This is a genomic window from Kitasatospora sp. NPDC127060 (assembly GCF_042724935.1).
In the GTDB taxonomy this organism is placed as follows: Bacteria; Actinomycetota; Actinomycetes; order Streptomycetales; family Streptomycetaceae; genus Kitasatospora.
Map to the genome: position 1 here is coordinate 1 of NZ_JBHXEG010000117.1, position 21,468 is coordinate 21,468.

Annotated in this window: 21 protein-coding genes; 12 read left to right on the forward strand and 9 right to left on the reverse strand. The window is 70.6% G+C overall.

All coding sequences use genetic code 11. The features are described from left to right. From opcA to tkt, 4 genes are all read right to left on the reverse strand, one after another. Window positions 1–974, reverse strand: a 974-nt coding sequence (gene opcA, locus ACFWIS_RS37665; RefSeq protein ID WP_380524244.1) for a glucose-6-phosphate dehydrogenase assembly protein OpcA, incomplete at its 3' end; no start/stop codon positions are given. Beyond that, window positions 971–2,527: a glucose-6-phosphate dehydrogenase gene (gene zwf / locus ACFWIS_RS37670; RefSeq protein ID WP_380462304.1), complete on the reverse strand. Its 1,557-nt coding sequence runs from the start codon at window positions 2,525–2,527 to the stop codon at window positions 971–973. The genes opcA and zwf, both read right to left, overlap by 4 nt. 63 nt (window positions 2,528–2,590) lie before the next feature. Next, window positions 2,591–3,733, reverse strand: a complete 1,143-nt coding sequence (gene tal, locus ACFWIS_RS37675) for a transaldolase (RefSeq protein ID WP_380462288.1) — start codon at window positions 3,731–3,733, stop codon at window positions 2,591–2,593. Window positions 3,734–3,822: 89 nt separating this feature from the next. Then, window positions 3,823–5,922 (reverse strand): transketolase, encoded by a 2,100-nt coding sequence (gene tkt, locus ACFWIS_RS37680; protein ID WP_380462289.1) that lies wholly within the window; start codon window positions 5,920–5,922, stop codon window positions 3,823–3,825. Window positions 5,923–6,385: 463 nt separating this feature from the next. On the opposite strand from tkt, the gene ACFWIS_RS37685 reads away from it, so the two are divergent. Beyond that, the gene (locus ACFWIS_RS37685) at window positions 6,386–7,333 is read left to right on the forward strand and encodes a heme o synthase (protein WP_380462290.1); all 948 of its coding nucleotides are present in this window, start codon (window positions 6,386–6,388) and stop codon (window positions 7,331–7,333) included. Window positions 7,334–7,388: 55 nt separating this feature from the next. On the opposite strand, the gene ACFWIS_RS37690 is transcribed toward ACFWIS_RS37685, so the two are convergent. Next, window positions 7,389–8,030, reverse strand: coding sequence for a DUF2461 domain-containing protein (locus tag ACFWIS_RS37690; RefSeq protein ID WP_380462291.1), 642 nt, complete (start codon window positions 8,028–8,030; stop codon window positions 7,389–7,391). 72 nt (window positions 8,031–8,102) lie between these two features. On the opposite strand from ACFWIS_RS37690, the gene ACFWIS_RS37695 reads away from it, so the two are divergent. Beyond that, complete coding sequence (locus ACFWIS_RS37695; RefSeq protein ID WP_380462292.1) at window positions 8,103–8,441, forward strand: hypothetical protein; 339 nt, start codon at window positions 8,103–8,105, stop codon at window positions 8,439–8,441. An 86-nt stretch (window positions 8,442–8,527) separates the two neighbouring features. On the opposite strand, the gene ACFWIS_RS37700 is transcribed toward ACFWIS_RS37695, so the two are convergent. Both ACFWIS_RS37700 and ACFWIS_RS37705 read right to left on the reverse strand, forming a co-directional pair. Next, a complete protein-coding gene (locus ACFWIS_RS37700; RefSeq protein WP_380462293.1) occupies window positions 8,528–8,848 on the reverse strand; it encodes a hypothetical protein in 321 nt (106 codons plus the stop codon). A 158-nt stretch (window positions 8,849–9,006) separates the two neighbouring features. Continuing rightward, window positions 9,007–9,987, reverse strand: coding sequence for a heme A synthase (locus ACFWIS_RS37705; RefSeq protein ID WP_380462294.1), 981 nt, complete (start codon window positions 9,985–9,987; stop codon window positions 9,007–9,009). Window positions 9,988–10,176: 189 nt separating this feature from the next. On the opposite strand from ACFWIS_RS37705, the gene ACFWIS_RS37710 reads away from it, so the two are divergent. Together ACFWIS_RS37710 and ACFWIS_RS37715 are read left to right on the forward strand one after the other, a co-directional pair. Next, window positions 10,177–11,484: a choice-of-anchor A family protein gene (locus tag ACFWIS_RS37710; RefSeq protein WP_380462295.1), complete on the forward strand. Its 1,308-nt coding sequence runs from the start codon at window positions 10,177–10,179 to the stop codon at window positions 11,482–11,484. 319 nt (window positions 11,485–11,803) lie between these two features. Then, window positions 11,804–12,499, forward strand: coding sequence for an LAETG motif-containing sortase-dependent surface protein (locus ACFWIS_RS37715; protein ID WP_380462296.1), 696 nt, complete (start codon window positions 11,804–11,806; stop codon window positions 12,497–12,499). A gap of 72 nt (window positions 12,500–12,571) precedes the next feature. Here the strand turns inward: ACFWIS_RS37715 and ACFWIS_RS37720 are convergent, their stop codons facing one another. Continuing rightward, a complete protein-coding gene (locus ACFWIS_RS37720; RefSeq protein WP_380462305.1) occupies window positions 12,572–13,306 on the reverse strand; it encodes an ABC transporter permease in 735 nt (244 codons plus the stop codon). Between the two features lie 47 nt (window positions 13,307–13,353). Further along, window positions 13,354–14,283 carry an ABC transporter ATP-binding protein gene (locus tag ACFWIS_RS37725; RefSeq protein WP_380462297.1) on the reverse strand — a complete coding sequence of 310 codons (930 nt, stop codon included), beginning with the start codon at window positions 14,281–14,283 and terminating at the stop codon, window positions 13,354–13,356. A 164-nt stretch (window positions 14,284–14,447) separates the two neighbouring features. On the opposite strand from ACFWIS_RS37725, the gene ACFWIS_RS37730 reads away from it, so the two are divergent. The 8 genes from ACFWIS_RS37730 to ACFWIS_RS37765 are packed head-to-tail and all read left to right on the forward strand — an operon-like array spanning window position 14,448 to window position 21,284. Next, on the forward strand, window positions 14,448–15,308 hold the full coding sequence (locus ACFWIS_RS37730) for a helix-turn-helix transcriptional regulator (RefSeq protein WP_380462298.1): 861 nt from the start codon (window positions 14,448–14,450) through the stop codon (window positions 15,306–15,308). A 9-nt stretch (window positions 15,309–15,317) separates the two neighbouring features. Beyond that, on the forward strand, window positions 15,318–16,733 hold the full coding sequence (sufB, locus tag ACFWIS_RS37735) for a Fe-S cluster assembly protein SufB (RefSeq protein WP_380462299.1): 1,416 nt from the start codon (window positions 15,318–15,320) through the stop codon (window positions 16,731–16,733). A 60-nt stretch (window positions 16,734–16,793) separates the two neighbouring features. Beyond that, window positions 16,794–18,026 carry a Fe-S cluster assembly protein SufD gene (sufD, locus tag ACFWIS_RS37740; RefSeq protein ID WP_380462300.1) on the forward strand — a complete coding sequence of 411 codons (1,233 nt, stop codon included), beginning with the start codon at window positions 16,794–16,796 and terminating at the stop codon, window positions 18,024–18,026. A gap of 5 nt (window positions 18,027–18,031) precedes the next feature. Beyond that, the gene (locus ACFWIS_RS37745; RefSeq protein WP_380462301.1) at window positions 18,032–18,349 is read left to right on the forward strand and encodes a bifunctional 3-phenylpropionate/cinnamic acid dioxygenase ferredoxin subunit; all 318 of its coding nucleotides are present in this window, start codon (window positions 18,032–18,034) and stop codon (window positions 18,347–18,349) included. Between the two features lie 6 nt (window positions 18,350–18,355). Continuing rightward, window positions 18,356–19,120, forward strand: a complete 765-nt coding sequence (sufC, locus tag ACFWIS_RS37750; protein WP_188303623.1) for a Fe-S cluster assembly ATPase SufC — start codon at window positions 18,356–18,358, stop codon at window positions 19,118–19,120. Beyond that, a complete protein-coding gene (locus ACFWIS_RS37755; protein WP_380462302.1) occupies window positions 19,117–20,376 on the forward strand; it encodes a cysteine desulfurase in 1,260 nt (419 codons plus the stop codon). The genes sufC and ACFWIS_RS37755 overlap by 4 nt, the downstream gene beginning before the upstream one ends. Before the next feature lie 20 nt (window positions 20,377–20,396). Further along, window positions 20,397–20,849 (forward strand): Fe-S cluster assembly sulfur transfer protein SufU, encoded by a 453-nt coding sequence (sufU, locus tag ACFWIS_RS37760; RefSeq protein ID WP_188303625.1) that lies wholly within the window; start codon window positions 20,397–20,399, stop codon window positions 20,847–20,849. Window positions 20,850–20,870: 21 nt separating this feature from the next. Next, window positions 20,871–21,284: a metal-sulfur cluster assembly factor gene (locus ACFWIS_RS37765; RefSeq protein WP_380462303.1), complete on the forward strand. Its 414-nt coding sequence runs from the start codon at window positions 20,871–20,873 to the stop codon at window positions 21,282–21,284. Window positions 21,285–21,468 lie beyond the last annotated feature (184 nt).

Here is a 21,468-nt window from a genome sequence, read left to right on the forward strand (position 1 = left end):
CGAGCCTGGGGTTCGGCCGCGGCCGCCGACCCGCTGGCCGGCTCGGCGGGCTCGCGCAGCCGCTCGACGGGCGTGCGCACGGCCGCCGAGTAGATGTCGTCCGGGTCCAGCCGGCGCAGCTCCTCGGCGATCAGCTCCGAGGTCTCGCGCCGCTTGAGCGCCACCTGGCGGTCCGGCGAGCCGGGCATGGAGAGCGTGCCCATCAGGCCGTCCGGGCGGTCCAGGGTGATGTCCCCGTCCTTGGTGCGCAGGTGCACCGCGGTGATGCCGGGGCCGCCGGTGACGACCCGCTCGACCGGCACGCTCAGCCGGTTGAGCAGCCACAGGCCGAGCAGCTCGACGCTGGGGTTGTAGGACTCGCCCTCGACCATCACCGAGGTGATGGCCGACGGCCGCTGGTCCAGCGCGGCGGCCAGCATCGAGCGCCAGCCGGTGATCCGGGTCCAGGCCAGGTCGGTGTCGCCCGGGGCGTAGCTCTGGGCCCGCTGGGCGAGCTGGCCGACCGGGGACTCGGCGGTGACGGCGTCGGTGATCCGGCGCTGGGCGAGCGCGCCCAGCGGGTCCTGCGCCGGGTGCAGCGGGGCGTTGTCCGGCCACCAGACCACGGTCGGGGCGTCCGGCAGCAGCAGCGGCAGGACCACCGACTGGGCATGCAAGGCGAGTTCGCCGTGCATGCGCAGGATGACCGTTTCTCCGGAGCCGGCGTCCGTGCCGACCAGGATCTCGGCGTCCAGCCGCGTCTCGGCGCGGGCCCGGGGCGAGCGGCCGGCGCGCTTGATCACCGCGAGGGTGCGCATCGGGTGCTCGCGGGAGGCCTCGTTGGCGGCCTTGAGGGCGTCGTACGCGCTGCCCTCGTCGGTCACGATCACCAGGGTGAGCACCATGCCGGCGGCGGTGGAGCCGCTGATCCGGCGCGCCTCCATCAGCGCGGCGTTGATCTTGCTGGACGTCGTGTTGGTGAGGTCGATCTTCATGGCCGCCGCCAGCTCCTGCCGTCTCGTGCGAGCATCTCGTCCGCCTCGGCCGGGCCCCAGGTGCCCGCCGAGTACTGGGCGGGCTTGCCGTGGGCGTCCCAGTACTTCTCGATCGGGTCGAGAATCTGCCAGGAGAGCTCGACCTCCTGGTGACGCGGGAACAGGTTGGCGTCGCCGAGCAGCACGTCGAGGATGAGCCGCTCGTACGCCTCCGGGCTGGACTCGGTGAAGGACTCGCCGTAGGCGAAGTCCATCGTGACGTCCCGGACCTCGAAGGAGGTGCCCGGCACCTTGGAGCCGAACCGCACCGTCACGCCCTCGTCCGGCTGGACCCGGATGACCAGGGCGTTCTGCCCCAGCTCCTCGGTCGCGTAGGAGTCGAAGGGCAGGTACGGGGCACGCTGGAAGACCACCGCGATCTCGGTGACCCGGCGGCCCAGCCGCTTGCCGGTGCGCAGGTAGAACGGGACGCCCGCCCAGCGGCGGTTGTTGATCTCCAGCTTGATGGCCGCGTAGGTGTCGGTCTTGGAGTCCGGGTTGATGCCGTCCTCGTCCAGGTAGCCGACCACCTCCTCGCCGCCCTGCCAGCCGGCCGCGTACTGGCCGCGCACGGTGTGCCGGCCGAGGTCGGCCGGGAGCTTGACGGCGCTGAGCACCTTGAGCTTCTCGGCCACCAGCGCCTTCGGGTGGAAGGACGCCGGCTCCTCGATGGCGGTGAGCGCCATCAGCTGCAGCAGGTGGTTCTGGATGACGTCACGGGCGGAGCCGATGCCGTCGTAGTAGCCGGCCCGGCCGCCGATGCCGATGTCCTCGGCCATGGTGATCTGCACGTGGTCGACGTACGACCGGTTCCAGATCGGCTCGAACATCTGGTTGGCGAAGCGCAGCGCCAGGATGTTCTGGACCGTCTCCTTGCCCAGGTAGTGGTCGATCCGGAAGACCTCGTCGCGCGGGAAGACCTCGTGGACGACCTTGTTGAGCTCCTGAGCGCTCTCCAGGTCGTGGCCGAAGGGCTTCTCGATGACGGCGCGGCGCCAGGAGCCCTGCGGCGGGTCGGCCAGGCCGTGCTTCTTGAGCTGCTGGACGACGGTCGGGAAGAACTTCGGCGGGACGGACAGGTAGAAGGCGAAGTTGCCGCCGGTGCCCTGGGCCTTGTCCAGCTCCTCGATGGTCTCGCGGAGCTTGTCGAAGGCCTCGTCGTCGTCGAAGGTGCCCTGGACGAAGCGCATGCCCTTGGCGAGCTGCTGCCAGACCTCCTCCCGGAACGGGGTCCGGGCGTGCTCCTTGACCGCGTCGTGGACCTCCTTGGCGAAGTCCTCGTCCTCCCACTCGCGGCGGGCGAAGCCCACCAGGGAGAAGCCCGGCGGCAGCAGACCCCGGTTGGCCAGGTCGTAGATGGCCGGCATCAGCTTCTTGCGGGACAGGTCGCCGGTGACCCCGAAGATGACCAGGCCGGACGGCCCCGCGATGCGCGGGAGCCGCCGGTCGGAGGGGTCACGAAGCGGGTTGACGGGGGCGGGCGGGAGGTCGTCCGCGTCCGACTCCGATGTCAACTCGGGGAAATCAGTGCTCACTTGGTGTGCTCCGCTTTCGTGCGCTGGCTGTGTGAGCGGGGGTCACTTCTCGTTGGCGAAGGAGGCCAGCGAGGCGGTGACGGTGTCGAGCAGTTCCTGCCAGGACTGCTCGAACTTCTCCACGCCCTCGTCCTCCAGCACCTGGACGACGTCGTCGTAGTCCACGCCGGCGGCCGCGATGGCGTCCAGGACGGCCTTGGCGTCGGCGTAGTTGGGGACGATGGTGTTGCCGGTGACCACGCCGTGGTCGCCGGTGGCGTCCAGGGTGGCCTCGGGCATGGTGTTCACGGTGCCGGGGGCGACCAGCTCGGTGACGTACAGGGTGTCCGGCAGGGCCGGGTCCTTGACACCGGTCGAGGCCCAGAGCGGGCGCTGCGGCTTGGCGCCGGCGGCCTCCAGGGCCTTCCAGCGGGCGCTGCCGGCGGTCTTGCCGTCCACCGAGCCGAAGACCTCCTCGTACGCCTGGTAGGCGAGGCGGGCGTTGGCCAGGGCGGCCTTGGAGCGCAGGTTCCTGGCGTCGCCGCCGATCTTGTCCAGGCGCTTGTCGATCTCGGTGTCCACGCGGGACACGAAGAAGGAGGCGACCGACTCGATCTGGGAGAGGTCCAGGCCCTTGGCCTTGGCGGTCTCCAGGCCGGTCAGGTAGGCGTCGATGACGGCCTTGTAGCGGTCCAGGGAGAAGATCAGCGTGACGTTCACGCTGATGCCCAGGCCGATGACCTCGCTGATGGCGGGCAGGCCGGCCTTGGTGGCGGGGATCTTGATGAAGACGTTCGGGCGGTCGACCAGCCACCACAGCTGCTTGGCCTCGGCCACGGTCGGGGCGGACTCGTGCGCCAGCCGCGGGTCGACCTCGATGGAGACCCGGCCGTCGCGGCCGTTGGAGGCGTCGTAGACCGGGCGCAGCACGTCGGCGGCGTCGCGCACGTCCGAGGTGGTGATCATGCGGATCGCCTCGTCGGTGGTGACCTTGCGGACGGCGAGGTCGCGCAGCTGGCCGTCGTAGGAGCTGTCGCCGCTGCCGGCGATGGCCTTCTGGAAGATGGTCGGGTTGGTGGTGACACCCACCACGTGCTTGTTCTGCACCAGCTCGGCCAGGTTGCCGGAGTTCAGCCGCTTGCGGCTGAGGTCGTCCAGCCAGATCGCAACGCCTTCGTCGCTGAGGCGCTTCAGTGCGTCAGTCATGGTGCTTCAGTCCTTTTTTCTTCTGCTTCGTGGGGTAGTCAGAGGGGGCCGCGTGCCCGCGTGCGGGCGGGCACGCGGCCCGGACGCGCTTAGCGGTTGACGGCTTCGAGGGAGCGCAGGGCGTTGTGCGCCTCGGCGACCACGCGCTCGGCGGTCAGGCCGAACTCCTCGAACAGCACCTTGTAGTCGGCGGAGGCGCCGAAGTGCTCCAGCGAGATGATCCGGCCGTGGTCGCCGACCAGCTCGCGCCAGCCCTGGGCGATGCCGGCCTCGACCGAGACGCGGGCCTTGACCGACGGCGGCAGCACGCTGTCGCGGTAGGCCTGGTCCTGCTCCTGGAACCACTCGAAGGACGGGACGGAGACCACGCGGGTGGCGATGCCCTCGGCCTCCAGGACCTCACGGGCCTGGACGGCCAGCTGGACCTCGGAACCGGTGCCCATGAGGATCAGCTGCGGGTCGCCGTTGCCGGCCTCGGCCAGCACGTAGGCGCCCTTGGCGGTGCCCTCGGCGGAGGCGAAGACCTCGCGGTCGAAGGTCGGGACGTTCTGGCGGGTCAGCGCCAGGCCGACCGGGCCCGGGTGGCTGGTCTGGCGCTCGATGACGGTGCGCCAGGCGACGGCCGTCTCGTTGGCGTCCGCCGGGCGGACCATGGCCAGGCCCGGGATGGCGCGCAGCGAGGCCATGTGCTCCACCGGCTGGTGGGTCGGGCCGTCCTCGCCGAGGCCGATCGAGTCGTGCGTCCAGACGTAGGTGACCGGCAGCTTCATCAGCGCGGCCAGGCGGACCGCCGGGCGCATGTAGTCGGCGAAGACCAGGAAGGTGCCGCCGTACACGCGGGTCTTGCCGTGCAGGGCGATGCCGTTCATGGTCGAGCCCATGGCGTGCTCGCGGATGCCGAAGTGGATCGTCCGGCCGTACGGGCTGGCGGACTTTAGCGGGTTGCCTTCGGGGAGGAAGGAGCTGTCCTCGTCGATCGTGGTGAGGTTGGACTCCGCGAGGTCGGCCGAGCCGCCCCACAGCTCCGGGATCACCGCGCCGAGCGCCTTGAGGGTCTCGCCGGAGGCCTTGCGGGTGGCGACGTCCTTGCCGGCCGGGAAGGAGGGGACGGCCTTCTTCCAGCCCTCGGGCAGCTCGCCGGCCTGGATGCGGTCGAACTCGGCGGCCCGGTGGGCGTTGGCGGCGCGCCAGGCGTCGAAGCCCTGCTGCCACTGGTCGCGGGCGGCCTTGCCGCGCTTGATGACCTGGCGGGCGTGCTCGATGACCTGGTCGCTGACCTCGAAGGTCTTCTCCGGGTCGAAGCCCAGGACCTTCTTGGTGGCGGCGATCTCGGCCGCACCGAGCGCGGAGCCGTGCGCCTTGGCGGTGTTCTGGGCGTCCGGGGCCGGCCAGGCGATGATCGTGCGCATCGCGATCAGCGACGGGCGGGAGGTCTCCGCCTTGGCGGCGGCCAGCGCACCGGCGAGGGCCTCGACGTCGATGTCGCCGTTGGCCTTCGGGGTGACCCGCTGGACGTGCCAGCCGTACGCCTCGTAGCGCTTGAGGACGTCCTCGGAGAAGGCCGTCTCGGTGTCGCCCTCGATCGAGATGTGGTTGTCGTCGTACAGGGCGACCAGGTTGCCCAGCTTCTGGTGGCCGGCCAGCGAGGAGGCCTCGGCGGAGATGCCCTCCTCCAGGTCGCCGTCGGAGACGATGGCCCAGACGGTGTGGTCGAAGGGGGACTCGCCGGCCGCCGCCTCCGGGTCGAACAGACCGCGCTCGTAGCGGGCGGCCATCGCCATGCCGACCGCGTTGGCGATGCCCTGGCCCAGCGGGCCGGTGGTGGTCTCCACGCCGGCGGTGTGGCCGTGCTCGGGGTGGCCCGGGGTGCGGCTGCCCGCGACGCGGAAGGCCTTGAGGTCGTCCAGCTCCAGGCCGTAGCCGGAGAAGTACAGCTGGGTGTAGAGCGTCAGGCTGGTGTGCCCGGGGGAGAGGACGAAGCGGTCGCGGCCGACCCAGGCCGGGTCGGTCGGGTCGTGGCGCAGGAAGCGCTGGAAGATCAGGTAGGCAGCGGGGGCCAGCGACATGGCCGTCCCGGGGTGCCCGTTACCGACCTTCTGGACAGCGTCCATCGCCAGGACCCGCGCCGTGTCAACCGTGCGCTCGTCCAGGTCGCTCCACTCGAATGCGTTCTTCGGCGCAGTGCTCACCCTGTCTCAGGGCTCCTTCCATTGTGAAGAGTGACCCCGTGAATGGGGACCGGGTCGGCCACGGCGCTGTGGTCCCGACTGTGGATGGTGCCGGTCACGGAGGGTAGATCCCGCTTCTGCGTGCGAGCCTACCGTCCGGGCCGGGGCTCACCCTCCGTGCCGGGACAACCGGGATTTCCGCATGGTGATTCCCACTAGGGCGTTCTGGCGTCTTTTGCCCAAGACTCTCCCGTTTTGCCGGGCCGCGCCGCCCGGGTGGTCGGGACGGGTTGCGGGGCCGCTCCGGGGTCGCTTCGTGGCTTCACCCAGGCGGTTCACCCGGGGGTGTGCGATCCGCCTCGCCGGGGGACCCCGGGGCCGGATGGGATATATGGAGCGTCTAAGGTGGCGTGGTACGCGCAGAGCGGACGATTTGGGAGCCTTCGTTCCTGTGGACGCCTGCGAGGATTCATCTTCAGTTGGGGTGTTAGTGACCGCCGTCGAAACCCGTCCCGCCGGGGTCACCGGGGCGACTCCTGCGCACCGGCCCATCGGGGCCCGTGTCGGCGCGTTCGTCGCACTGACCAAGCCGAGGATCATCGAACTGCTGCTGATGAGCACGGTGCCGGTGATGTTCCTGGCCCAGCAGGGCGTGCCGAACATGCTGCTGGTGCTGAAGGTCGTGGTCGGCGGCTACCTGTCGGCGGGCGGCGCCAACGCCCTCAACATGTACATCGACCGCGACATCGACGCGCTGATGACCCGCACCGAGCGGCGACCGATCGTCACCGGGATGGTGTCCCCGCGCGAGGCGCTGGTGTTCGGCACCGCGCTCGGTGTCCTCTCCACCCTGCTGCTCGGCTTCGGCGTCAACTGGCTCTCCGCCGGACTGGCGCTCGGCGCGCTGCTGTTCTACGTGTTCGTCTACACGCTGGGGCTCAAGCGGCGCACCTCGCAGAACATCGTCTGGGGCGGCATCGCCGGCTGCATGCCGGTGCTGATCGGCTGGTCCTCGGTGACCAACTCGGTGTCCTGGGCGGCGATCGCGCTGTTCCTGGTGGTGTTCTTCTGGACGCCGCCGCACACCTGGGTGCTGTCGATGAAGGTCCGCGACGACTACGAGCGGGCCGGTGTGCCGATGCTGCCGGTGGTCAAGGGCAACGTCGCGGTCGGCAAGCAGGTCGTCGCCTACTCCTGGGTGATGGTGGCGGTCTCGCTGGCGGTCTGGCCGCTCGGGCACATGAGCTGGCTGTACCCCGTCGCGGCGGTGCTGCTCGGCGGGTTCTGGCTGCGCGAGGCGCACGCGCTGTACGGGCGGGCCAAGGCCGGGATCGTGGGCGCGAAGCTGAAGGAGATGCGGCTGTTCCACTGGTCGATCACCTACCTGTCGCTGTTGTTCGTGGTGTGCGCGATCGATCCGTTCGTGAAGTAAGGCCCGTCTGACGTCGAAGAGCCCCGGTCCTGGCGGACCGGGGCTCTTCGCGTACTCAGCGGCTGGGCAGTTCGGACGGGCCGACGTGGCCGTCCAGCCAGTCCCGGAGCGGTTGGGAGGCGCGCAGGAAGGCGGCGATCCGGGTGCGGGCGGTGCGGGTGCCCAGCCACTTCGCGGGCTCCCACTCCTGCCAGGCGACCAGGCCCTTGTGGCGGAGCAGTTCGATCCTGGGGTGGTCCTTGGGGTAGCCGCGCGGGGCGGTCTTCAGGGAGTCCCGGCCGTGGACCCGGGGGCCGCCTGCCTCGACCGTGGCGATCACCCGCTCCAGTTCGGCGCCGCTGACGTCCTCGGCGACGGCGGCGCGGTACCGCTCCAACTGGTCGGGGGCGAGCTGGTACATGCCGTTGCCGCAGGCCAGGCCGTCGGCGGAGAGCTGGATGTAGCCGCCGGACTCCAGGTGGGCGCCGATGTGCGTCTTGTACGGGGACTTGTCGGCGCTGAAGCGGACGTCCCGGTTGGGACGGAAGATCTTTCCCGGCCCGAACTCCGGCTCCAGCTCGGCGAGCAGCGCCTCCATGGGCGCCCGTACGGCGTCGTCGTACCGCTCCTTGTGGGCCTGCCAGAAGGTCTTCGAGTTGTCGGCTTCGAGGTGCTCGTAGAAGTCCAGCGCCTCGGCCGGCCAGCCGGAGAATGACATGCCTCCAGTATGTGGCCCGGTGCACAGGGCGCTCCCGTCGCCAGGGCGTCTACCGGTGGGTAGCATGCGGGCATGAGCAGCGCAGAGACCGCCACCGCCGCCACGCCGGACGCCCGCACCGAGCGCCGCGCCAAGCGCATCGCCAAGCACCTGACCAGCTTCGCCCAGCAGCACGGCGGCAGCGCCGACGCGGTCGTCGAGTACGTCGGCGCCGTGGCCACCCGGATCGTCGTGGTCGGCGCGGACGGCGCCTGGGGCGACCAGGTCGCCCCCACGTACGCCGTCGGCCGCCGGGCCGCGGAGCTGGCCGGGCTCACCCTGCACGAGAACTTCGAGGGCGAGCTGGGGCTCAAGGTCAAGACCGGCGCGTACGAGTGGAAGCGGATGGCGGGGCTCCAGCTCGGCGGCTGAGTCTTCGAGCGTGGCACCTGCCCGGCTCCCCGCATGGGGGCCGGGCCGGTGTGTTTCAGATGGGGAGGTTCCAGCCCGGGTCGTCCTCATGGCCGATCCGGACGCGTTGGCCCGCGGTCGAGACGGTGATCCCGAAGCCGTCCTGGTCCGGTCACGTAGAGCAGCGCCATGCCGAAGGCGAAGGACCAGCCGGACAGCGTGACCAGGATCCGACCGCCGGGCTTCACCTGGTGCAGCCACGAGGGCGGGAGGTAGCGGACCGCACAGGTGGCGATCAGCCGGTCGTGGCCGCCGTCGTAGCCGCTGCCGTTCGGGTCGCCGAGCAGTCCGTCAGCGATGAGCAGTCGGGGGCGTAGCCCGCTGCCGTGATGGCCGCAGCCGCAGCACCCGGTGGCAGGGCTCGACATCGCGCTCGGCCGCCCACGCCATGCGGTCCAGGGACACGACGCAGGGCGCTGGATGCGCTTCGGGGGGACGCGGCGCCGAGTGTCCGGAGCCACGACGGTCGGCAGTTGTTGTGACACGGCGAAGGCCCCCATCCTCGGATGGGGGCCTTCGATGATGCTCAGACTGCGGCAGCCTGCGGGGTTTGGGCGGGGAGCTGATCGGTGATCTCCTCGGCCTCGCGTACGCGCAGGGCGAGGGGGATGCGGAGGGCGGCGATCCACGTCAGGGTGGCGCCGAGCATGTGGAGGCCGACCATGAGCTCGGGGGCGTCGGTGAAGTACTGGACGAAGCCGAGGACGCCCTGAAGGAGCAGCACCGCGAGCAGTTCCTTGGTGCGGGCCTTGGCCGCCTGGGGGGCCTTGATCGCGGCGAAGACGAAGATCATCGCGATGGTGAGGCCGACCGAGATGAAGGCGAAGTCGGCGTGGAACTGCGCGAGGCGGTCGTAGTCGATCGGGATGCGCGGGACGATCTTGTTGTCCTGCGGCGTGCCCGGGTGGTGGCCGGCGCCGGTGACCAGGGTGCCGGCGGCGACCAGCAGGCCGACGACCGTGACCAGGACGTACGACAGCTGGTGGATGGGGCGGGCGACCGACAGCTTCGCCGGGCCGTCGCCCTCCTTCGACCGCTCCCACATGAGCAGGGCGACCCAGACGAGCGCCATCGCGGCGATCATGTGCAGCGCCACGGTGTACGGGTTGAGGCCCGTGAGGACCGTGATGCCGCCGAGCACCGCGTTGCTCATCACCAGCCAGAACTGGGCCCAGCCGAGCTTGGTCAGGCTGCGCCGCCACGGGCGGTGGCAGCGGGCGGCCAGGATCGCCCAGCCGACCGCGGCGCTCAGCACGTAGGTGAGCATCCGGTTGGTGAACTCGACGACGCCGTGGAAGCCCATCTCGGCCGTGGGCGTCAGGCTCTCGGCGGTGCAGCGGGGCCAGGTGGTACAGCCGAGTCCGGAGGCGGTGAGGCGGACGGCGCCGCCGGTGACGACGATCACCACGCTCATCACCAGCGCGGCGAACGTGGCGCGCCGGACCATCGCGGCGGAGGGCTGCCAGCGCTCGGCGAGCAGGGAGAAGGGGTTCAGCACGGGCTCCATCGTAGGTGGCTTTACGGGTGATCTTGGGGCGGGGCCGAGCCCGCCGCGCCCCGGGGGCAAAGCGGACTGTTCGGGCAAGGCGGTCAATGGTCTTGACCATTCACCCGTTCGGCCGAAAGAGTGCGGATTGGTCCATACCTTTTTTCGGGCCTCTCCCACTCCTCCCGCACGCAAGCGGAGATCCTGCACATGCGCATATCCACTTCCGCCGCCGCGCTCGCGGTCGGCGGCTCGCTCGTACTCGCCGGACTCGCCACGCCGGCTGCCCAGGCTGTCGGCGCCGACGAGCAGTGCCGCAGCCTCGGGGTCGCCAACCTCTACGGCGAGTTCATCGAGGGCGACGACACCCACACCCCCGACGCCGAGGGCGCCGTCGCGGTCGGCGGCAACGCCGACTTCACCGGGGGCTTCTCGGTCGGCCAGGAGCTGACCGCCGCCGAGGTCGACGCCCTGCCCGGCAAGAACGCGCTGGTCGTCGCCGGCAAGATCACCGGCCAGAACACCCAGGTGATGAAGGGCAACGGCGTCTACGGCTCCAAGGCCGACGGCGCGGTGGTCGAAGCGCACCAGGGCAAGATCGCCCAGGGCGCCTCGCCGATCGATTTCAAGGCCGAGTTCGCCAAGCTGCGCGCGGCCGCCACCTCGCTGGCCGCCGTGCCGCAGACCGCCGGGGCCACCGTCCAGGCGGACGGCGCCAAGCTGACCTTCACCGGCGGGGACGCCAAGTACAACGGCTTCACCGTCGACGCCGCGAAGCTCCAGGGAGCCAAGGACGTCTTCGTCAAGGTGCCGGCCGGCTCGGTCACCGTCATCAACGTGACCGGTGGCTCGTACGACATGGCGGCGGCCGGGACCACGGGCTTCCACCTGTGGGACGCCCCCAAGGAGAGCTGGGTCCTGGACGACAAGAACCAGAGTGCGGCGGGTGGCGCGATCCGGGCCAAGCTGCTCTGGAACTTCCCCACCGCGACCAAGGTGGTCAAGAACAGCAAAGCCGCCTGGGCCGGTACCGTCCTCGCGCCCAACGCCGCCTTCGACCTCGGCAGCGGCGGCCCGGTCAACGGCTCGGTGATCGCGGCCTCGCTGACCGGCAAGGGCGGCGCCGAGACCCACCACTACCCGTTCACCGGCTGCCTGCCCGGCACCACGGTGCCGACCACCCCGGCCACGCCGCCGGTCACCCCGCCGGTGACGCCGTCCGGTTCGCCGACCACCCCGGTGACGCCGAGCGCCTCGACCGCTCCGTCCGGCTCCCCGAGCGCTCCGGCGACCGGCAGGCCGACTGCGGGCGGCTCGCCGAGCGCCTCCTCCTCCTCCTCCTCGGCCGTCGTGCCGGGTGCCTCGGCCAGTCCGTCCGCCCAGGCGAACGAGGGCGGCGACCTGGCGCACACCGGCTCCGGCCCGGTGCTGCCGCTGGCGATCGCCGGTGCGGTGGTGCTCGCCGCCGGTGGCGGGATCGTGGTGGCGGCCCGGCGGAAGGCGGCCAAGAGGGCCTGACGGGCCGGTCCGGTCCGAACGTTCGTCGACTGACCGACAAGGCGCCCCCGGTGATTGAACCCGATCACCTGGGGCGCCGTTGTGTTCCTAAGGTGACGAAGTCCATTCAACTTTGCCGGATCCGCGTTCTGCGAGGTGACGGCTGTGATGGGCTGGTCATGCACATCCGGGAACGGACCGACAGACGAAATCCGGTCGCACGGCGGGGTGTGGCGAGGTGTGGAAGTGCCGGTAGAGTCCCCCGGACATGTCGTAGCGGGCCACCGCGAACCACTCCAACCCGCCTGCTGCGCAAGACCGTTCGGAGGGGAACAGGGTAATGGCAGGACAGCAGCGGCACATTCGGATGGGCGCGGCGGCACTCGCCGGAACGGCGGCGGCCGGGATTCTCCTGCCGCTGGCGCTGGCCACCAACGCCTCGGCGCACGTGCCGACCTGGTCGACGACCTGCGACAAGGTCGTGATCGACCTGATCAACTACAGCCCCAAGCCTGACGTGAAGAACACCGTCAGCCTCACCATCGGGGACGAGAAGGTCCTGGACGCCAAGGCGTTCCCGGCGGAGTTCCACGGCACCTTCCCGGTGAAGGACCACAACGCCCCGGTCACCGCGCACCTGGTGGTCAAGACCACCGAGACCCCGGCGGAGAAGGGGTGGAGCATCGACGAGACCAAGACCATCGCGCCGTGCCACACCCCGACGCCGACGCCCACCCCGACCCCCACCAAGACCCCCACGCCCACCCCGACTCCCACCCCGACGCCCACCCAGACCAAGACCCCGACCCCGTCGGCGACGCCCACCCCGAGCAAGTCCCCGACGGCCACCCCCACCCCCAGCGAGACGACCCCGGCCGCCCCGGCCCCGGCGCCCGCCACCAGCGCCCCGGCGCTCGCCCAGACCGGTAGCAGCGACGCCACCCCGATGATCGCGGCGGCCGGCGGCGGCGTGCTGCTGGTCGGTGGCGCGCTGGTGCTGCTCGCCCGCAAGCGCCGTGGCAGCAGCGAGAGCTGACGCCCGACCGACGGAAAACCGCGACGCCCCCGGCCTCAACGGGCCGGGGGCGTCGCGCTGTCGCTGCCGAGGTCACTCCCAGCGGAAGAACCGGGCGGCCGCGGCCAGGCCGAGGACGGCCCAGCCGGCCAGGACGCCGAGGTCCGACCAGGGCACCCCGGCGCCGTGCTGGAGCACCGAGCGCAGCCCGTCCGAGAGCGCCGAGATCGGCAGCAGCTCCAGCACCGAGCGCACCGCGTCCGGGAACTTGCTCAGCGGCACGATCACCCCGCCGGCCAGCAGCAGCAGGATGAACACCAGGTTGGCGCCGGCCAGGGTGGCCTCGGCCTTGAGGGTGCCGGCCATCAGCAGGCCGAGCCCGGAGAAGGCGGCGGTGCCCAGGACGAGCAGCGCGGCGACCGCCAGGGCCCCCTGCGGTGTGGCCAGTCCGTGCGGCGACCAGCCGAGGGCCAGGGCGATCACCGACAGCAGCGCGACCTGGAGCACCTCGGTGACCAGCACGCAGCCGGTCTTGGCGGTCAGCAGCGTCCAGCGCGGCAGCGGGCTGGCGCCGAGCCGCTTGAGCACGCCGTAGCGGCGTTCGAAGCCGGTCGCGATGGCCTGCCCGGTGAAGGCGGTGGACATCACGGCCAGTGCTAGCAGGCCGGGCGCCAGGAAGTCGACCCGCTTGCCGGGCCCGTCCACGGCCACGATGTCGACGGCGGAGAACAGCACCAGCAGCACGGTCGGGATGACCACGGTCAGCAGCAGCTGCTCACCGTTGCGCAGCAGCATCCTGGTCTCGAAGGCGGTCTGGGCGAGCAGCATCCGGCCGACGGGGGCGGCACCGGGCTTCGGTGCGTAGTCCACAGGGGTCACGAGCGGAGCTCCCGTCCGGTCAGGTCGAGGAAGACGTCTTCGAGGCTGCGGCGCTGCACGGACAGCCGCTCCGGCAGGATGCCGGAGGCCGCGCACCAGCCGGTGACGGTGGCCAGCAGCCGGCTGGGGTCGACGGCGGCCTCGACGCGGTAGCTGCCGGGGGCGGTCTCGGTGGCGGTGGCGCCCGCGGGCAGCTCCTTGAGCAGCGGGCCGAGGTCGAGTCCGGGCGGGCCGTCGAAGCGCAGGGCGTCCTCGGCGCCGCCGCGGCAGAGCTCTTCGGTGGTGCCGTTCGCGATGACCTTGCCGCGGTCGACGACGGCGACGTGGTCGGCGAGCTGTTCGGCCTCGTCCATGTGGTGGGTGGTGACCACCACGGTGACGCCGTCCCGGCGCAGGTCGCGGACCAGCTCCCAGGTGGCGCGGCGGGCCTGCGGGTCGAGGCCGGCGGTGGGCTCGTCCAGGAAGACCAGCTCGGGGCGGCCGACCACGGCCATCGCCAGGGCGAGCCGCTGCTGCTGGCCGCCGGAGAGCCGGCGGTAGGTGGTGCGGCCGCAGGAACCGAGGCCGAGGCGTTCGACCAGGGCGTCCACGTCCAGCGGGTGGGCGTGCAGCTTGGCGGTGTGCCGCAGCATCTCGACGGCGCGCGCGCCCGCGTACACGCCCCCGGACTGGAGCATGACGCCGATCCGGGGCCGCAGGGCGGCGCTCTGGGCGACCGGGTCGAGGCCGAGGACGCGGACGGTGCCGGCGTCGGGGCGGCGGTAGCCCTCGCAGGTCTCGATGGTGGTGGTCTTGCCGGCGCCGTTGGGGCCGAGGACGGCGGTGATCGCGCCGCGCGCGATGGTGAGGTCGAGGCCGTCCACCGCGGCTTTGTCGCCGTAGCGCTTGACCAGCCCGGCGACCTGGACCGCGGGTTCGGAATGCATACCGGCGAGTCTAAGAGGGCCGAACGGGCAGACCGGACACCGGCCTTGGTGATCGTTTTCGCAGGTCAGGTAAGGCTTGCCTGCGTGACAGATGCCACGGGTGAGGCCTGGATCACGGCTTGTCCTCTCGGAAGTAATTACGCAACACTGGTGTTGTGAAAAACATGCGCGAGCACACCACGCACCCGGAGGCCGAGTCGGCCCCCGGCTGCGACGTGCCCGTGACGGCGGCCGAGGTGCTGCTGGAAGGCCACCGGGCCACCCGCGACCGGGTCGCCCGGTCGATCCTGGACCACGGCCCCTCCTCCGCCGCCGACCTGGCGAACCGGCTCGGCCTCACCGCCGCCGCCGTCCGCCGTCACCTGGACGGACTGGCCGCCGCCGGCCTGGTCGAGTCCCGCGAGCAGCGGGTCTACGGCAGCCGCGGCCGTGGCCGCCCGGCCAAGGTGTTCGCCCTCACCGACGGCGGCCGGGACGCCTTCTACCAGGCGTACGACCAGCTCGCCGCCGACGCGCTGCGCTGGATCTCGGACGCGGTGGGCGGCGGCAAGGCGGGCGAGGAGGCGGTCGCCGCCTTCGCCCGTGCCCGGTTCGGCAAGCAGGGCGAGAAGTACCGGGAGACCCTGCGGCAGGCCGGGGCCCAGGAGCGCCCGGAGGCCCTCGCCCAGGCGTTGAGCGCGGACGGGTACGCTGCCACGGTGCGGCGTGTCCCGTCGGCCGTGGCCAAGGCCCCGGCGGGCGCCCAGCTCTGCCAGCACCACTGCCCGGTCGCGCACATCGCCGAGCAGTTCCCGCAGCTCTGCGAGGCGGAGACCGAGGTCTTCTCCCAGCTCCTGGGCACCCATGTGCAACGGCTGGCCACCATCGCCCACGGCGACGGGGTCTGCACCACCTATGTGCCGGCACCCGGTGCCGCACCGTCGCCTGTCCAGCCTCCGGCGGGTCGTGGTTCCGGTGCGGTGCCGACTGCCAGTACATCCACCGAAAATTCCGCGTCCACCGAAGATTCAGCGTCCGCGCGTTAGGAAGCTCGCATGACTGACACCGTTTCGCACCCCGAGCTCGAAGGCCTGGGCAATTACGAGTACGGCTGGGCCGACCCGGACACCGCCGGTGCCGCGGCCAAGCGCGGGCTCAGCGAGGAGGTCGTCCGCGACATCTCGGCGAAGAAGAACGAGTCCGAGTGGATGCTGAACCTGCGGCTCAAGGGCCTGAAGCTGTTCGGCAAGAAGCCCATGCCGACCTGGGGCTCCGACCTCACCGGCATCGACTTCGACAACATCAAGTACTTCGTGCGCTCCACCGAGAAGCAGGCCGAGTCCTGGGAGGACCTGCCCGCGGACATCAAGGCCACCTACGACAAGCTGGGCATCCCGGAGGCGGAGAAGCAGCGCCTGGTCGCCGGTGTCGCCGCCCAGTACGAGTCCGAGGTCGTCTACCACCAGATCCGCGAGGACCTGGAGGAGCAGGGCGTCATCTTCCTGGACACCGACACCGCCCTGCGCGAGCACCCGGAGATCTTCAAGGAGTACTTCGGCACCGTCATCCCGGCCGGCGACAACAAGTTCGCCGCGCTGAACACCGCGGTGTGGTCCGGCGGCTCGTTCATCTACGTGCCGAAGGGCGTGCACGTCGACATCCCGCTCCAGGCCTACTTCCGGATCAACACCGAGAACATGGGCCAGTTCGAGCGGACGCTGATCATCGTCGACGAGGACGCCTACGTCCACTACGTCGAGGGCTGCACCGCGCCGATCTACTCCTCCGACTCGCTGCACTCGGCGGTCGTGGAGATCATCGTCAAGAAGGGCGGCCGCTGCCGCTACACGACCATCCAGAACTGGTCGAACAACGTCTACAACCTGGTCACCAAGCGCGCCGTGGCGTACGAGGGCGCGACCATGGAGTGGGTCGACGGCAACATCGGCTCCAAGGTCACCATGAAGTACCCGGCCGTCTACCTGATGGGCGAGCACGCCAAGGGCGAGACCCTGTCGATCGCCTTCGCTGGCGAGGGCCAGCACCAGGACGCCGGCGCCAAGATGGTCCACATGGCGCCGAACACCTCCTCCAACATCGTCTCCAAGTCGGTGGCGCGAGGCGGCGGCCGCACCTCCTACCGCGGTCTGATCGAGATCGGCGAGGGCTCCAAGGGCGCCAAGTCCAACGTGCTCTGCGACGCCCTGCTGGTCGACACCATCTCCCGCTCGGACACCTACCCGTACGTGGACGTCCGCGAGGACGACGTGTCCATGGGCCACGAGGCGACGGTCTCCAAGGTCAGCGAGGACCAGCTCTTCTACCTGATGAGCCGGGGCATGACCGAGTTCGAGGCGATGGCGATGATCGTCCGCGGCTTCGTCGAGCCGATCGCGCGCGAGCTGCCGATGGAGTACGCGCTGGAGCTGAACCGGCTGATCGAGCTGCAGATGGAGGGCTCCGTCGGCTGACGACCGGCCGTCACCGCCGTCCATCCGGAATTCCTGAGGAAGAGAGCACAACGAACAGCCATGGCTGACGTTCAGAACACCACCGGCTCCACCACCGCCGGTTCGATCGAGGTCGGCACCGCCGGCGCCGGCGCGCAGCTCGCCGGCCCCGGCACCGGCCGTACCACCGTCCAGCAGCCGATCGACGCCCGCGTCGCGGTCAAGCCGTCCTTCGACGTGAACGACTTCCCGGTGCCCACCGGCCGCGAGGAGGACTGGCGCTTCACTCCGATGCACCGCCTCGGCGGCCTGCACGACGGCTCGGCCGTCGGTGCCGCGAAGGGCGAGGACAAGGTCGAGCTGGGCCTGCCGGACGGCGTCACCGCCGAGACCGTCGGACGCGACGACGCCCGCCTGGGCAAGGCCGGCAAGCCGGTCGACCGGGTCGCCGCGCAGGCCTTCAGCGCCTTCGAGCAGGCGCTCGTGGTCACCGTCCCCAAGGACGCGGTGCTGACCGAGCCGGTGAAGATCGACGTGCACGGCGAGGGCGGCACCCGCTTCGCCCACGTGGTGATCGACGTCAAGCCGTTCGCCGAGGCCGTCGTGGTGATCAACCACACCGGTACCGGCACCCGGGCCGCCAACGTCGAGCTGCTGGTCGGCGACGGTGCCAAGCTCACCTTCGTCTCCGTCCAGGACTGGGAGCGGGACGCCGTCCACACCGCCCAGCACAGCGCGCTGGTCGGCCGGGACGCCTCGTTCAAGTCCGTGGTCGTCACCTTCGGCGGCGACCTGGTCCGCCTGCACCCGCGGGTCAACTACGCGGGCCCCGGCGGCGAGGCCGAGCTGTTCGGCCTGTACTTCGCCGACGCCGGCCAGCACCTGGAGCACCGCCTGGTCATCGACCACGACACGCCGCACTGCCGGTCGAACGTGGCGTACAAGGGCGCGCTGCAGGGCCAGGACGCCCACGCGGTCTGGGTCGGCGACGTGCTGATCCGCGCCGCCGCGCTGGGCACCGACACCTACGAGCTCAACCGGAACCTGGTGCTCACCGACGGCGCCCGGGTCGACTCGATCCCGAACCTGGAGATCGAGACCGGCGAGATCGTCGGCGCCGGCCACGCCTCGGCGACCGGCCGCTTCGACGACGAGCAGCTGTTCTACCTGATGGCCCGAGGCATCCCCGCCGACGAGGCGCGCCGCCTGGTGGTCCGCGGCTTCTTCGCCGAGCTGCTCCAGCAGATCGGCGTGGCCGAGGTCCAGGAGCAGCTCATGGAGAAGATCGACGCCGAGCTGGAAGCGGCGGTCTGATCCCGATGAGCTTCCTCCGTGCCTGCGCGCTGGCCGACCTCCAGGAGGACGTCCCCAAGCGCGTGGACCTCAACGGCGTGCCGGTCTCGATCGTCCGCACCGACGAGGGGGTGTTCGCGATCAACGACACCTGCTCGCACGCGAACGTCTCGCTCTCCGAGGGCGAGGTCGAGGACTGCATGATCGAGTGCTGGCTGCACGGTTCCAGCTTCGACCTGCGCACCGGCAAGCCCTCCGGCCTGCCCGCCACCAAGCCGGTCGCTGTCTACCCCGTAAAGATCGAAGGGGACGATGTGCTCGTCTCCGTCAACCAGGAGTCCTGAGTACACATGGCAACCCTTGAAATCCGCGACCTGCACGTCTCCGTCGAGGCCGAGAACGGCCCGCGCGAGATCCTGAAGGGCGTCGACCTGACCGTGAAGCAGGGCGAGACCCACGCCATCATGGGTCCGAACGGCTCCGGCAAGTCCACCCTGGCCTACTCGCTGGCCGGCCACCCCAAGTACACCGTCACCGGCGGCACCGTGCTGCTGGACGGCGAGGACGTCCTGGAGATGTCCGTCGACGAGCGCGCCAAGGCCGGTGTCTTCCTGGCCATGCAGTACCCGGTCGAGGTCCCCGGCGTCTCGGTCTCCAACTTCCTGCGCACCGCCGCCACCGCCGTCCGCGGCGAGGCCCCCAAGCTGCGGCTGTGGGTCAAGGAGGTCAAGGAGGCGATGGCGGCCCTGCAGATGGACCCGGCGTTCGCCGAGCGCAACGTCAACGAGGGCTTCTCCGGCGGTGAGAAGAAGCGCCACGAGATCCTCCAGCTGGAGCTGCTCAAGCCGAAGATCGCGATCCTCGACGAGACCGACTCCGGCCTGGACGTCGACGCGCTGCGGATCGTCTCCGAGGGCATCAACCGGGTCCGCTCCACCGGCGAGGTCGGCACCCTGCTGGTGACCCACTACACCCGCATCCTGCGGTACATCAAGCCCGACTACGTCCACGTCTTCGCGGGCGGCCGCATCGTCGAGTCCGGCGGCGCCGAGCTGGCCGACAAGCTGGAGAACGAGGGCTACGAGGCATATGTGAAGGGTGGCGCGTCCGAGTGACCCATACCTTTAGCGGCCTGCTCGACACCGACGCGATCCGCAAGGACTTCCCGGTCCTGCAGCGGCTGCTGCACGAGGACAAGCCGCTGGTCTACCTGGACAACGCGGCCACCTCGCAGAAGCCGCGCCAGGTGCTCGAAGCGCTGAACGGCTACTACGAGCGGCACAACGCCAACGTCCACCGCGGCGTGCACGTGCTCGCCGAGGAGGCCACGGCGCTGTACGAGGGTGCCCGCGACAAGGTCGCGGCCTTCGTCAACGCGCCGAGCCGGAACGAGGTGATCTTCACCAAGAACGCCTCCGAGTCGCTCAACCTCGTTGCCAACATGCTCGGTTGGGCCGACGAGCCGTACAAGGTCGACGCCGACTCCGAGATCGTGATCACGGAGATGGAGCACCACTCCAACATCGTCCCGTGGCAGCTGCTCTCGCAGCGCACCGGCGCGAAGCTCAAGTGGTTCGGGCTGACCGACGAGGGCCGGCTCGACCTGTCGGACATCGACGAGCTGATCACCGAGAAGACCAAGGTGGTCTCCTTCACCCTGGTCTCCAACCTGCTGGGCACGGTCAACCCGGTCGAGACGATCGTCCGCAAGGCCCAGTCGGTCGGCGCGCTGGTCGTCATCGACGCCTCGCAGGCCGCGCCGCACATGGTGCTGGACGTGCAGGCGCTGGAGGCCGACTTCGTCGCCTTCACCGGCCACAAGATGCTGGCCCCGACCGGCATCGGCGTGCTCTGGGGCCGCCAGGAGCTGCTGGAGGACCTCCCGCCGTTCCTCGGCGGCGGCGAGATGATCGAGACCGTCACCATGGGCTCGTCCACCTACGCCCCCGCGCCGCACAAGTTCGAGGCCGGCACCCCGCCGATCGCCCAGGCGGTCGGGCTCGGCGCGGCCATCGACTACCTGTCGGCGATCGGCATGGACAAGATCGCCGCCCACGAGCACGCGATCACCGAGTACGCGGTGGAGCGCCTGCTGGAGGTCCCCGACCTGCGGATCATCGGCCCGCGCACGGCCGTCGACCGCGGTGCCGCGATCTCCTTCACCCTCGGCGACATCCACCCGCACGACGTGGGCCAGGTACTGGACGAGCAGGGCATCGCCGTGCGCGTCGGACACCACTGCGCGCGGCCGGTCTGCCTGCGGTACGGAATTCCGGCGACCACACGGGCGTCGTTCTACCTGTACTCGACGCCGGGCGAGGTCGACGCGCTGATCGACGGCCTGCACCACGTCCGGAACTTCTTCGGCTGACGGGACAGGGCAGGACGACCATGAAGCTCGACTCGATGTACCAGGACATCATCCTGGACCACTACCGCAACCCGCACGGCAAGGGGCTGCGGGACGGCGACGCCGAGGTGCACCACGTCAACCCGACGTGCGGCGACGAGATCACCCTGCGGGTGAAGCTCGACGGCGCGACGGTCACCGACGTCTCGTACGAGTCCCAGGGCTGCTCGATCAGCCAGGCCAGCGCCTCGGTGCTGAACGACCTGGTGGTCGGCAAGACCGTCGGCGAGGCGCAGGCCGTCCAGGAGGCCTTCCTGGAGCTGATGCAGAGCAAGGGCCAGGGCGAGGGCGACGAGGAGGTGCTGGAGGACGCGGTCGCGTTCGCCGGCGTCTCCAAGTACCCGGCCCGGGTCAAGTGCGCCCTGCTCAGCTGGATGGCCTGGAAGGACGCCACCGCCCAGGCGCTCGCCCAGCACCCCGCCGTGAACGACTGATCCTGCAGAGGAGGAATGACCATGACTGACGAAACCCCCTCCGCTGCGGAGACCGCCGCGGCTACCGCTTCGGACACCGCCGCTGGAGAGCAGCCGACCGGCCTCATCGTCGGCACCACCGCCGGCACCGTCTCCGTCGAGGACCTGACCGAGGCCCTGATGGACGTCGTCGACCCCGAACTGGGCATCGATGTCGTCAACCTGGGCCTGATCTACGGCATCCACATCGACGAGTCCGACGTGGCCACCATCGACATGACGCTCACCTCGGCGGCCTGCCCGCTGACCGACGTCATCGAGGACCAGGCCAAGACCGCCACCGACGGCCTGGTCCAGGACCTGCGGATCAACTGGGTCTGGATGCCGCCGTGGGGCCCGGACAAGATCACCGACGACGGCCGCGACCAGCTGCGGGCCCTGGGCTTCAACGTCTGACGCCCGCTCCGTCGTCCACCCGCTGCCGCGCGAATCCTTCGGGGGTTCGCGCGGCAGCGGCGTTTCACCTGCGCGTGAGCTGCTTCGGTGGACCTTCGAATCGAAGCAGATGGCGCGCGGGTGTTCACCCGGTGCGGAAGCGGGCCCGGCCCCCCCCAACGGGGGGACGAGACGGCCCCCCGCG